The organism is Candidatus Vicinibacter proximus (assembly GCA_016713905.1).
In the GTDB taxonomy this organism is placed as follows: domain Bacteria; phylum Bacteroidota; class Bacteroidia; order Chitinophagales; family Saprospiraceae; genus Vicinibacter; species Vicinibacter proximus.
This window is the reverse complement of sequence record JADJOE010000003.1, coordinates 1,687,052-1,699,886: the sequence shown is the minus strand read 5'-3', so window position 1 is coordinate 1,699,886 and position 12,835 is coordinate 1,687,052. Positions and strand designations below refer to the sequence as shown.

At 35.0% G+C, this 12,835-nt stretch carries 10 protein-coding genes; all 10 read left to right on the top strand.

Annotated elements, in window-relative coordinates; translation table 11 throughout:
- Position 1: 1 nt before the first annotated feature.
- The 10 genes from IPJ83_15345 to IPJ83_15300 all read left to right on the top strand — a co-directional run bounded on the left by IPJ83_15345 (position 2) and on the right by IPJ83_15300 (position 12,658).
- Positions 2 to 364, top strand: a complete 363-nt coding sequence (locus IPJ83_15345; GenBank protein MBK7881912.1) for a hypothetical protein — start codon at positions 2 to 4, stop codon at positions 362 to 364.
- Positions 365 to 425: 61 nt separating this feature from the next.
- Positions 426 to 827 carry a hypothetical protein gene (locus IPJ83_15340; protein MBK7881911.1) on the top strand — a complete coding sequence of 134 codons (402 nt, stop codon included), beginning with the start codon at positions 426 to 428 and terminating at the stop codon, positions 825 to 827.
- Positions 828 to 853: 26 nt separating this feature from the next.
- Positions 854 to 1,225 carry a hypothetical protein gene (locus IPJ83_15335; protein MBK7881910.1) on the top strand — a complete coding sequence of 124 codons (372 nt, stop codon included), beginning with the start codon at positions 854 to 856 and terminating at the stop codon, positions 1,223 to 1,225.
- A gap of 2 nt (positions 1,226 to 1,227) precedes the next feature.
- Positions 1,228 to 1,641: a hypothetical protein gene (locus IPJ83_15330; protein MBK7881909.1), complete on the top strand. Its 414-nt coding sequence runs from the start codon at positions 1,228 to 1,230 to the stop codon at positions 1,639 to 1,641.
- 426 nt (positions 1,642 to 2,067) lie between these two features.
- Positions 2,068 to 2,451, top strand: coding sequence for a hypothetical protein (locus tag IPJ83_15325; protein ID MBK7881908.1), 384 nt, complete (start codon positions 2,068 to 2,070; stop codon positions 2,449 to 2,451).
- A 657-nt stretch (positions 2,452 to 3,108) separates the two neighbouring features.
- Positions 3,109 to 4,812 carry a carboxypeptidase regulatory-like domain-containing protein gene (locus IPJ83_15320; GenBank protein ID MBK7881907.1) on the top strand — a complete coding sequence of 568 codons (1,704 nt, stop codon included), beginning with the start codon at positions 3,109 to 3,111 and terminating at the stop codon, positions 4,810 to 4,812.
- Positions 4,813 to 4,835: 23 nt separating this feature from the next.
- Positions 4,836 to 5,402, top strand: a complete 567-nt coding sequence (locus tag IPJ83_15315; GenBank protein ID MBK7881906.1) for a sigma-70 family RNA polymerase sigma factor — start codon at positions 4,836 to 4,838, stop codon at positions 5,400 to 5,402.
- Positions 5,383 to 6,759, top strand: coding sequence for a hypothetical protein (locus tag IPJ83_15310; protein MBK7881905.1), 1,377 nt, complete (start codon positions 5,383 to 5,385; stop codon positions 6,757 to 6,759). The genes IPJ83_15315 and IPJ83_15310 overlap by 20 nt, the downstream gene beginning before the upstream one ends.
- A 274-nt stretch (positions 6,760 to 7,033) precedes the next feature.
- A complete protein-coding gene (locus IPJ83_15305) occupies positions 7,034 to 9,577 on the top strand; it encodes a T9SS type A sorting domain-containing protein (GenBank protein MBK7881904.1) in 2,544 nt (847 codons plus the stop codon).
- Between the two features lie 633 nt (positions 9,578 to 10,210).
- The gene (locus IPJ83_15300; GenBank protein ID MBK7881903.1) at positions 10,211 to 12,658 is read left to right on the top strand and encodes a phenylalanine--tRNA ligase subunit beta; all 2,448 of its coding nucleotides are present in this window, start codon (positions 10,211 to 10,213) and stop codon (positions 12,656 to 12,658) included.
- Positions 12,659 to 12,835: the final 177 nt, after the last annotated feature.

Genomic DNA, 12,835 nt, shown 5'->3' with positions numbered 1-12,835 from the left:
TATGAAAAGGATAATCTTAGGTTTATTTGTAATGCTGAGTTTTACCGGTTTTGCAAATACAAAACACATCCCTGAATGCCCGGATGATCTAACTGATGTGATTGAATCTACCAGCTTGAAAGTTGGTAAAAATGAAATCTGTAGATCGGAATCCGGTAAGTATGTGATTTATGCAGTGCTCGATCAAAGTGGAAAATTTTCCAGACTGGTGGCGCAGGATTTAAGTGGAAAGGAGTTAGGAAAATCAGGGACCCCTAAAACCGCCAAAACTAAATCTGGTGGCAAAAAGGTGGATAAAATATTTAGACTTTGCTTGGAAGTCAATAAGGTCGAAGTCTGTAAATACTATAGATTGAAAGAGTAGCAAAGTAAATTGATCTTACTTAAAATTTTATTATTTAATTTAATCATTTAAATATCATACAATGAATAAGCAAAAATTATTATTTACATCTGTGTTTTTATTCTTCTACACATCTGTTTTGCTCATTGCTCAAAGTGCTGAACCTATCTATGTAGACAAATCCAAATTTAATTCAAAAGGATGGCAACTTGTGGAGTCAGGTGAGGATGGAAGTAAAATTTATTTTTATTTCCAGAACAATACTTATACCAAAGCAAAAATTGTGTACAATTCAGGTCGGGAGGAGCCATTGGAATTAAAGACACAATCACCAAACTCGAACAGTGATAAATCCAAAAAGGGAAAATCAGGTTCCTCAAAACCTAAAAAGAATGGTCCATTATCCGATCAGTGGCCAACAGTTTGTAAGCCTCATCCTACACAGACGGATACTTGGATTTGTAGATCAGTTATGACAAAATAGTTATTTAATAATTAAAAATATGTATTATGAAAATTAAATTATTGTTTATATTTATTTTGTGTATATTCCATTATTTTGAGGGCTATTCACAAGTAGATCAGTGTCCAGATGATCTTAGCTCAATCCTACAAAATCTTAAGCTTAGTGATGGTGAACATTTGGTTTGCACCACACCAGATGGTAAAAAGATTATGGCGATTGTTAAAGAATCTAAAGTTTTAGATCTTGTGCTTAGAGACCGGAGTAATAATGTGATTACAAGGGGTAGTAAGACTTTTGCAAAAGCGAAGAAAGGCAAAAAAGATACTATTGATTCTGTTTTTCCTGTGGAAATAAAGATTTGCGACAAAGACTCAAAAGGAAGACCTATTAATTGTAAAACTTATAAAATAATTTAATTATGAAAAAGTTAATTTATGCACTTATAATACTTATTATTTTTAGTATTGAAAAGAATCTATATGCGCAGGATGCTACCTGCGATCTAGGGTTAAAAGCCATGGAGAGCTTGAGAGATTTACCCGATGGAGATCATGAGATATGCTCATCTTTAAATGGCAGCATCAGATTTATGGCCAAGGTCACTAAAGGAGAAATTGTTTCCTGGAAATCATTTGATAAATCGGGTAATGAAATTCAGCCAATCAGGAAATCACCCTCAAATTCAAATGCCAAAGCAAAAAGCAAAGGTAAATCTCAATCCAGCTCCTCACCAAAACAAACTCCAATGAAGTCAGTTTGTGAGATTTGGGTTTACAAAATGAAGGATGGAAAAACATACCAAACTGAAGTTTGTTACAAAGTTCCAAAATAGAGGTTGCTCCTATTTTGTGCTTGTTCAGTGTTGGCATAGAGTTTAATTTCGTTTACTGGGTTATTATTATGGATAAATTTTATTTGTGGTTTTAAACCGTATTTAAATGGAATATTGATTCTCATTTTGTTTTAAAAATATTCTTGATACATTTTATCCAGGGCATTTGGCATTTTGTACTAATTATATAAGGTAATTTCGGTTATAAAAAGATGGCATTTATTTCGTAAATTTTAACTTACGGTAATTTTTCCAAAATGCAGCCCTGTTTAAAGTGTTAGACTAAAATCAGAGTATATTATGAGGCTTTTAGAATTTTCCAGTGGACTCTTTCTTTTAATGAAATCCATTTTTCAGTGGTCATTTTTGATTTTTATTTTGATATACATTTTAATTTAATTTTTTATTGATTAATATTTTAACTGAATGATACATGTTTTAATTCTACCTATTTTAGTTGTTTTTTCTATATTGAATTGTAACCCGGAACGGGAGACCATTGCATTAAAATGTGGTCCTAATTTATCAGAAGTGTTGCACAACACAAAACTTTCCAATGGGGAAAACTATTTATGCAATGTGGACCGAAATATAAAGTTGTATGCCTTGGTAGGCTCAGATTTAATATATGGTTGGTCATTTAGACACACCAACGGTCAAATTGTAAATACAGAATTTATTGGATCCCGGGATCCAATAATATCCCGAATAAATTGTGTTAAATTTAAGTTGCTGAAAGTTTTTGATTACAAGGATATCATTTTTGATGTTTGTCATCCGGCACTTAACATGAGAAAAGTGACGAATTAGAAGTGTAACTTGTTCATTGATTCGAACTCAGGTATTTCCGATTATGATGGCTGGAAATATTTGGTGATCTCACTTTGAACTTTGCCAATTTTGCAATGGATTAATCCAAAGTTATTTCTGTTGGAACAAACCATCGATAACTTTTCCTGCTTTTCTGGGCATTATCTATATGTTTTCCCAAAAATTCCTTCTCTTTGCAGATTATCCTCGCTTGCAAATTTCATTGAATTGATTGATTTTATGGTAATGGAGTAAATTCCGGAACAAAATGCTAACACACTTTCGTCTTTGGAAGATCAAAAAGCTGGCGATTCAGAAACTATTGGTCTGGGGATTAAAAACTTAGTTTAGTTTTTTATGCTACGCAATTGTGGCAACATCCCAATGAATTTTTTTGGGGTTAGCAAAGAAGAATGTTGTTAGGTGGATGGAAATTGACCATGGATTCTTTATTTTTTGCAAATTGACATTTTTGCCATGGTTTTATTTAAAATTTGTTTAATCTTCAGGCAATCAAAAGGTGATGCTTGACTGCTCAAATCTCGATTTTTTAGTAAATCCTTCATTTTGGGATTTTTTTTTGACCTTCATGCAGCGAAACCTATCGACTTAAAGTAGTTATAGTTATCTGATATGCGTATGAAGAAATGTTATGTTTTGATATGGTGCCTATGCTGGCTTTTTTCCTGTAGGGAGAGCGACGAAAAGATCATCATCGATACAGAGGACCCAAAACCACCTACCAAACTGATTCAAACCAATATCATTGGGATTGTCCTGGATCCTGGAGGTAACCCTATAGCCGGAGCGGAGGTTTCCCTTGGCGGGATTAAACAGTTCACAGATTTGAATGGCTTTTATAGGTTTAAAGATGTTTATATAAATGATCCGCAGGATTATCTCTTTGTCAGTGCACAGAATTATTTTGATGGTATTGAACCAGTAGATGGATTTGCTGGAGATACTTCCTTCAGGAGGATTGCCTTAGAGGAGAAGGTTTTTACAAATTCATTTTCATCGGAGTCTGATGCACTGTTCAATTTCGGAAATTTATATGAAGTCAGCATTCCAGCAAATTCTCTCCTAACTGAATCAGGTTCTCCATTTAGTGGAAAGTATAGAATTGCCCCGGCATTTAGAAATGAACAACTTGTAAAGCATCGCCAAACAAGCTATTTTTCGTTATCAGATAATGGGCAAAATAAATTGTTGCGTCCGGACAATTTACTGGGAATTGAAGTCAGAAGTTTTGATTCTGGAGAATTGCTGCATTTTTCAAAAAAAATTGGTTTTAAATATAGTCCAAATTCACCGAACCCTAATGCTTCGAAAGAAATCTATTATTATGACAAAGGAAAAAGTGTTTGGAAATTTGAATCTAGGGTTATTTTTAATAATGGCAGTTACCAATTTGAAACAATACATCCTGAAAAGCTCTGCCTTGGAGAAATCCATGAATTTGTTTCTGTGACTGGTGTATTAGAAAGTAAATTTGGGAATCCATTGAGTTTTGTGAACATTGGTAATGACTTTATGTATGAACAATTATATACCAGTCGGAGTACTATTTCCGGGAAGTTTAAATTATATTGTTTAAAAAATGAACCACAAAAGTTGAATGTTTTAACTGAATGTAATCAGATTATTTATTCAACAGATATCTTGGGCAGTGATCAGAATTTGGTAAAAAACATTTCCTTGACGACTGTAATTCCGTTTTATAGCGAGATTTCAGGGGCAGTGCTCCAATGTGATGGGAGTTCGAACATTGAAGGTTATATTCTTGTGTCCAACAATGAGAAGAATTACTTAGTATTCCCCATTAGGGAATCTGGTCAGTATACCATAAAAATGATTGGATGTAATGAGGAGGACAATACCCTTACAGCTGTGGATACCAAAAAAAATGTCAACAGTCTTGCCAAGAGAGTTAACATTTATACCAATGGAAATTTAATATTAAAACTTTGTGATGAGCAAATGACAAGTTTGGCCAGATTTAGTTTTAATATGACGGATACGGTGTATTCCAATTGCAGGGTAAGAAAAATTTCGAATTCAAGCGCTCAGAATATTATTTACATTTTTGAATATGGTAACAAAGGATTGTATACTGAAAAATTAATACTCGAAAAGCTAATTAATTCCTCTGGAGGGTTTAATTGGAGAATGACTCATTTTTCATTCATCCAGAACAATTTTAAATTAAAGGAGCTTATTGAAGAACCTGATTTTTACCTTTTTAATGAAAATGGGATTGACTTTATGGAATGCAGTTTGCCAAAAGTTATCATTGAGAATGACTTCACTAAAGAAAAGTTCCTTTCAGACATTGTGTTTTTTAGAGCGGTTATCATTTAAAAAACATTTAGCTGGACTATTTGATGTTGACGGTAAAAGAGATTCAATATATAATTCATGGTTGTCTGGACCATGACAGAATCTGCCAGCGAAAGCTGTTCGATTTTACTTCTGCGAAAGTAATGTCAACATGTAAAAGATATTGTACCAATCATGAAGATGCACGTGATTTATTTCAAGAATCTTATATTAAAATATTTAAGAGTCTTGGAAGTTATAATCATACCCAGGGAGATTTGTTGGGCTGGGTTTATAGCATTACAAAAAATTGTATTTTTTCTTCATTTAGTAAAAAGAAATTGGAGATATTTCCAATTGATGAAATCTCTTCAGAAGACAATATTCTGATTCAAGTAGATCATGATTTGTTACAGGAAGAAGAAGTTTTAAGGGAAATTCAAAATTTACCGGAAGGTTACCGCATAATTCTCAATATGTTTGTTTTTGATTGCATGGACCATGCAGCAATTGCTGACATACTAGGAATCTCGGAGAGTACATCAAGATCTCAATTAAACAGAGCACGCAATTTGTTAAAAAAGAAATTGGAATTACTTTACAATACAAAATATGAAAAAAGTTTCATTTGATCATTGGTTAAAACTTATCATTGGGAGAGAATCCATACCGGTTGATAATGACCTGGAATGGGATTTGCTTTTGCCAAAACTTGAGAAAAAGAAGAGACGCAGAGGGATAGTTTATTGGGTATTATTGCCTGTAACAGTGACTTGTCTATCATTAGTGTATTTTGTTTCTATGCAACCATCCAGTATATTTAAATTTACGTCCACTCCAGATAGCCAATCAATGGAAGTTATTAATGTAGGGAAGGACGATTTGACCAATTTAGTAATCGATAATAAGAATAATCAAACAAATATTCTAATCCATCCACAAAAACTTCTTTCTCAAAAAATTAGCAAGCAAGAATTATCTACAAAATCCACCCAGTTTAAATTTGATTTGACCAAGGACAATCCCAGTTTATTTGCTGAACAGGGTAATACCGCTGATGGAAACGGTTTTTTTGAAATAAGTCTGGATATTCCCAATAATTCTAAAAGTTTTCAGGATCCTTTTAGTAGTAATTCTTCCAGACATTCTACTCCTTTTGATTCACTGTCCATCTCTTTATTACCTGTTTCAATTCATGGACAACTATTGAATGAACAGAACTTTTCTTCCAATTTGTATCTCATAGAATCGAGCAAATATTTGAGACATAAAAAGTCTTTTAAAGTAGATATGTGCTTGTTTGGTTCATATGGTAAATTGTTTCAAAGTCTGAATGGTTCCGGTACCGGATATTTGACCCGCAAAACCTTAGAGCAACCCTTGGATGTTTTTAGTGCCACAATCCTTTTTCAAACTGATCTAAAAAGTAGACTTAAATTTGGCATTGGCCTAGATTACCAGTATGCTTTATTGCAGTTAAACCAACATTTTCTAGATACGGTCACTCAGATTCTTTATGGAGTAATTGTTGCTGAAAAAACAAATGCGCAAAATGTTGTTTCTTATGATACGGGCTCTATAGACGTCCGTAATTTCAGGAATGTTTCACGCAAACTCTATCACAGCAGAACTCTGCTTTCTATTCCTGCAATTATATCTTACCAATATCCTTTGAACAGAAAATGGAGCCTTTCTTATCATGCAGGAATTTCTGTTCCAGTTTACCAGGAATTTAGTGGTAGGATTTCGAATAATTCATTAAGGTCCCTTGATTTGGATTATTATGGTGAAAATATTTCAAGAAATAAACTTCCATGCAGCGTTTTATATGGAATGCAAGTAGTATATAGTATACGACCCGGAATTAAATGGATGCTTGGTCTTGTTGGTTCTTCTGAATTAAGGTATTGGAGAGATCTGGAAAACAGTATCGGTGAAAGACATAATTCTCTTAGATTTCAGGCAGGTTTATCCTATAGGATTCGTTGAAGATCGTAATAATTTAAAAATCAATTTATCACTTATAATTTTATCCCATGAAGAAATTTTATTTTCCAATCAACACCAAATGGTTTTTTATTTTCTTAATTTTCAAGATTACTTTCACGACTGTTTATGCACAAGATTGCACGAATGATAGTCAGTCTCCTTTTTTTCATTAAAATCCAATTACACAATTTCTCTCGACAAATCTATTGACTTCTCCCTAAATGCAAAGGATTTGGTGAGTCTTTGTATCGACAATTGTACCTTATTGGAAAACATGAAATTTTCATTTTCAAAGGATGCCCAAGACCAGATGATGAAAATTGTAAATTCACCGGGTTTAAAGTTATCTGTTCAGGTTTATGCTACAGATCAGGCAGGTAATCAATCCTCTGCTTCGACAGATATTACTGTGGCTAAATGTACACCATCACTTGTGTGCAATGATTTAGTTAAATTTGATATCTTGGTTGGGGAAACATTGACTATTGATGTTGATAATTTTTTGGAAGGGTCCTATTGTTTGGATCATATTTTCGACATCAGTTATAAGGATGGAAATAATTCAAGGTCTTTCACTCAGATTGATGAATCTTTACCACGTTCATTTCGATATACAGTTTTGGATTCTAATTCCGGAAATAGTTGCTGGGGAAACGTAGTAATAAATATTCAAGGATCTTGTGATCCTTCACTCGATTTTGAATTTACATGCAATTCGATTCAGACCAATTGTTTTAAAGATGTTGACCCCATGACTATTGGATTCCCATTTCCAGCTGTTTATAAAATAGAAAAAGTTTCAGATAGAGAGTTCAGTGTTCAATACAGTGAGTTTTGCCCTAAAATACGTGTTCTATTTACAGATAAACTTATCCAACGAAAATGTGCAGATGCTTATGTCGCTGAAATAGAGCGATCTTGGATTGCTACTATTCCTGGAGGGGTAAATAAAGTTTGTCTCCAGATTATCCAATTTCAGAGAACCAACGTAAATCTTTTTTCAAATTTGCACAATTATGATGGCTTAGAATTGCCAACACTTAATTGTAGGGATAATTGGAAAAGAAAGGATGGTTATATCCCGGACCCTGATTTTTCAGGAAGACCGGTATTAGACCTGTGTAGTCAATTTGGACAGTCTTATATTGATACTGTACTTATTGGCTTTTCTGACCAATGTGGGACTCAGTATAAGATAATTCGACAGTGGACTGTTCTAAATTGGTGCTCTGGTGAAAATTTCATGTATAATCAAATTTTTAAAGTTTATTGTGGGACTGACTCCATCCCGCCTGTTGCGGTTTGTAATTCAAATCTGATTCTTAGTGTGCCACCCACAGGTGAGATAATTGTATTTCCTGATCTATTGAATGCGGGTAGTTATGATAATTGTAGTGAAATTAGTTTTTCCTTTGATCCGGAGGGATTAGTAAAATCAGAAAAATTTGATATTCTGGACAGTGGTAAGAAATATACCAGATTCTTATTTGTTAGAGATTTAGCTGGAAACAGGACATCTTGTTTCTCAACTTTGGAAATTGTTTCTAAAGCCAATGGACCAAACTCAAAAAACATTTTAGGAGGTAAGATTTTAAATTATCAGTTACAGTCAAATGCTTCCACCAATCGTTTAAATTTCAATTTTAAATTACAGAATGACACCAAGAATTTAAATTTATATCCTTGCGGGGAACCGGTTAACTTTCCGGATTTAAATTATAGTTTATGTGTGGACTCTACTCAAAATCCAATGGAAGGTTATTTGATTCCTCAATTAATCTCAAACACACCCCTTGTTGGTGTAACCACTTATGATTTGGTTCAAATCATAAGAAAATTATTTGGCCTGGTAAAGTTTAATGCATACGAAGCTCTGGCCGCCGATGTGGATTGTGATGATCAGATTACCATTTTTGATATTTTTGATATTAAGAGGTTAGTTTTAGGCTCTATATCTAAATTTAAATGTGAGTCCGTTCAGCTATACACTGCGGATAAATTGAATCCCAAAAAAGTTTCAGATGAAAAGATATTTAATCTTCCACGCTTTGATTTTGATATGGTTCCGGTTATTAAAGGAGACATTAATGGAAGTGGATTTTTCTTTCATAATAAAGTTGATGAGTACAGGTCTGCTCAAGATTTTAAATTTTATGTGGACAATTTTAAAGTCAGGCAAGGAGTGGAATATGATGTTTGGATAAGTACTGCCGAAGAGTACAATGTATATGGTATTCAATTGGGTCAATTGTTTGATGAGAATAAACTTGAAGTACTTAATATTTCCTCCCCGGTTATTAATTTAAATAAGGATGTGGATTATATTATTAATAAAGGGGGAGACTGGAGATGTTTGTTGCTTAGCCATGATGTTAGTTTGTTTAAAATATCTGGAAATTTTTTACGCATTAGAATCAAGGCTAAATTTGATGGAATGGTCAATGAAGCCATGTCTTCTAAACATTATCCGGTTCCCCTTTTTGTAATTGGATCAGATATTGAATTGGCTGTCCCAAAATTGGCGGAAAACAACATAACTTCTGCAGTGGATGTAAATGTTGACCACACCATTCCACGTGTTTATCCAAATCCATTTAATGGCGATTTGTTAATAGAGAATGTGAATTCAAAGGATGTGCCTAAGACAGTTGAAGTTTTTACAATGGAAGGTAAGATAGTTTACCACGGTGATATAATGAAAACTGGCCACGACAATAGAATCATTATTTCTAAAGATGTTTTTGATTATTCAGGAATGTATCTTTTGGTTTTGAATTATCAAGATCATATTCATAAGCAAATTGTGCTGAAATACTAATATTTAGTTTTTTTTAAAATGGGGGATGATATCATCCCCCATTTTTTTTATAAATATATTTGTGTTGCATTTATTTTCTATGCAGCTCAATTGAAATGAGGCAACATATTAGCCTTTTAACTCTCTTTTTTCCATAGGTTGGTTATCCGATTATTTAATGGTCCTTTGAAGTCATTTATTGAATTGTTAAATTATTTATTTTATGGACAGTTTGTATTTTTTTCATTTGTTTTATTCTAAGAACGAAATGTTCATATAAACTGATGTATGCATTTTAATTACTGAATTGGATTGCCGTCTCTATCTTGTTCGAACTAAGATTAATGGCTGTTATTTCAAGTTGAATTCTTTTAAATATCTAGTTATGATCTTAGAAGTTTGTCATTTCTCATTTAATAGGTGAAGAATGACATCATAGGGTAACGACTTGCTCATCCCTTCATGGATTGAATTTTCTGGTTTTGAAATTGTACATAATTTGAATATTCTACTTGGATTGTAGGCCAATCTGAAATTCGTAAAGCATGAGTTTTTTTCCTTGATGGTCATTCATCTTTAAGTTTTCCTACTTTTCTGGGCAATACCTATCCGTTTTCCCCAAAAATTCCTTCTCTTTGCAGATTATTTGAGCTTATGCGCATTTCGTTGAATTGGTTGAAGGATTTTCTGGATTTGGATAAATCTCCGGAACAAATTGCGGACATACTTACCTCTTTAGGTCTGGAAGTCGAAGGGATGGAGACCCAAGAGCAAGTTGCCGGCGGGTTAAAATCTGTGGTGGTGGGCGAAGTTTTGGAGGTTTGGCAACATCCCAATGCGGATCGTTTGCGACTGACCAGGGTGCATGTAGGAAATGAAACGATATTGCAAATTGTCTGCGGAGCGCCCAATGTGGCGGCAGGCCAAAAAGTATTGGTTGCCTTGGAAGGTGCTGAACTTCATCCAACGGCAGGCGAACCAATCAAGATCAAAAAAGGAAAGATCAGAGGGGAAGAGTCTATGGGAATGATATGCGCGGAAGATGAGTTGGGCATTGGACAAAGTCATGATGGCATATTAATTCTGGATACAACTGCTGTTCCTGGTACACAGGCAGCTGATTATCTAAATCTGGAGAGCGATACTATTTTTGAAATTGGCCTGACACCCAACAGGGCAGACGCGACCAATCACCTTGGCGTGGCCAGAGATCTCCTGGCATGGATAAGAGTACATGAAAATCCTGCGGCACAACTGAAATCGGTCGAGGATTCAAAAGATTCAAACAAATTACACGAGACTCATATTATTCATTTGGATGTGCAAATTGAAAGACCTGATTTGTGTCCCCGGTATTCAGGGGTATGTTTGCAGAATCTAAAAATTGGTCCTTCACCGGAATGGTTGCAGAAACGGATTCTCGCCATGGATCTTAAGCCCATCAACAATGTAGTGGACATTACTAATTTTGTCATGTTTGATATGGGACAGCCGCTCCATGCATTTGATTTGCATAAAATTGGCAAAGGAATTAAAGTTAAGACTCTTCCGTCAGGTACGCCTTTTCAAACTTTGGATGGAGTGGACAGAAAGCTAAGGTCTGAAGATCTTATGATTTGTGATGTTGATTCAAAACCTCTTTGCATTGCCGGGGTATTGGGTGGTGCAGAAAGTGGCATCAGTGAGTCAACCACGTCACTCTTTCTGGAATCTGCACATTTCAATGCATCTTCCATCAGAAAGACAAGCACAGCCCATTTGATCAGATCTCAGGCGGCACGCTGCTTTGAAAAAGGATCCGATCCAAATATAACCCTTCAGGCACTTCACCGGGCGGTGACCATGATGCAGGAATATTGTGGGGCCGAAGTGACTTCAGAATGGTTGGACCATTATCCTGAACCCGTTCTTCCTGTTCAAGTTTCTTTAAGTCTTGAACAAGTTAAGTCTCTCAGTGGGCTGGATTTAAACGACGATAACTTAAAAAGAGTTCTTTTTGCATTGGACATGGAGCTGATGGATCTGCGTGATGGTAATTATCAGATTTCTGTCCCGACCAATAAACCTGATGTGACAAGAAGAGCAGATGTTATAGAAGAAATTACAAGGGTTTATGGTTTTGATAACATTCCTGTTCCGGAAAACATCAGGATTTCATTTCCGCAACAGGTATCTTCTCTGTTTGCTCTTAAAAAACAATTGGGGGATTGGTTGAGTGCGCGTGGACTTACCGAAATTATGAATATTTCTTTGGGGAATTCACAGATTTGTCTCAAATCCGGTTTGTGGAAAGAAGAAGAATTGGTTTATATAAACAACACTTCCAATGTTTCTCTCGACATCATGAAGCCGGCCACAGTGCTGAATGGTTTGGAAAGCATCCAGTTTAATCAGAATAGACAGCAGTCCGATCTAGCCTTGTTTGAATTTGCTAAAGATTATTTGAGACAGGGTGAAAAATTTAAGGAAGTACAGAAATTAGGCATTTGGCTGACCGGGGCAGAGGCAGAAGCCCATTGGTCAAAGCCTAAGCCTGATCAGGTAGGTTTTTTTAATGTAAAATCATTGATAGATGGTATTCTGGTCTCCAATGGGATGCTTGATCTGGAACAGAATGAATGTCCCGCTGAGCTTTATTATGAATACCAATATGTGTGGAGCAGGCAGAAAAAGCAATTGGCAAGTGCGGGACTCGTTTCCCGGGCTTTGACTTCTTTGTATGAAATAAAAAAACCGGTATTCTACGCGGAGATTGACTTGGCGTTCTTCCAAAAATCGATGCACAGTCAGAAAATACGGTATCAGGAGATCAGCAAATTTCCTTCTTCACGAAGAGATTTAGCTGTAGTATTAGAGGAATCCGTTCCATTTTCAAGTCTTCAGGAAATCGCATTTTCCAAAGCCGGCAAAAATCTCAGAGAATTGAGTTTATTTGATATTTATCGCAGTGAAGACCAATTGGGCTTGGGTAAAAAGTCTTATGCTCTAAGTCTCTTGTTTGAATCACAAGACAGATCCCTTTCCAGCCAGGAGTTGGACCTACAAATGGACAAAATCATAAAAGCTTACGAAAAGGAGCTTGGCGCACTCATCCGTCGCTAAATACAAAGTTTATTTTTAAATAACAGAAATTTTACCTAAATTTGCATCAGGGGTTTTATGGCCTGGAATGGGCTTGTAAAGCTTTTTTTTTATAATATATATAGGTCTGTATCATAAGTTATTGTGAGAAAACCTGGAAGGAATTTGGGGCGTTGTAAAATGATTTAATCCGTTTTT

Excerpts from the sequence above, each read along its gene's own strand:
- IPJ83_15345 (MBK7881912.1), top strand. The coding sequence starts at position 2 with ATGAAAAGGATAATCTTAGGTTTATTTGTAATGCTGAGTTTTACCGGT.
- IPJ83_15340 (MBK7881911.1), top strand. The coding sequence starts at position 426 with ATGAATAAGCAAAAATTATTATTTACATCTGTGTTTTTATTCTTCTAC.
- IPJ83_15335 (MBK7881910.1), top strand. The coding sequence starts at position 854 with ATGAAAATTAAATTATTGTTTATATTTATTTTGTGTATATTCCATTAT.
- IPJ83_15330 (MBK7881909.1), top strand. The coding sequence starts at position 1,228 with ATGAAAAAGTTAATTTATGCACTTATAATACTTATTATTTTTAGTATT.
- IPJ83_15325 (MBK7881908.1), top strand. The coding sequence starts at position 2,068 with ATGATACATGTTTTAATTCTACCTATTTTAGTTGTTTTTTCTATATTG.
- IPJ83_15315 (MBK7881906.1), top strand. The coding sequence starts at position 4,836 with ATGTTGACGGTAAAAGAGATTCAATATATAATTCATGGTTGTCTGGAC.
- IPJ83_15310 (MBK7881905.1), top strand. The coding sequence starts at position 5,383 with ATGAAAAAAGTTTCATTTGATCATTGGTTAAAACTTATCATTGGGAGA.
- IPJ83_15305 (MBK7881904.1), top strand. The coding sequence starts at position 7,034 with ATGAAATTTTCATTTTCAAAGGATGCCCAAGACCAGATGATGAAAATT.
- IPJ83_15300 (MBK7881903.1), top strand. The coding sequence starts at position 10,211 with ATGCGCATTTCGTTGAATTGGTTGAAGGATTTTCTGGATTTGGATAAA.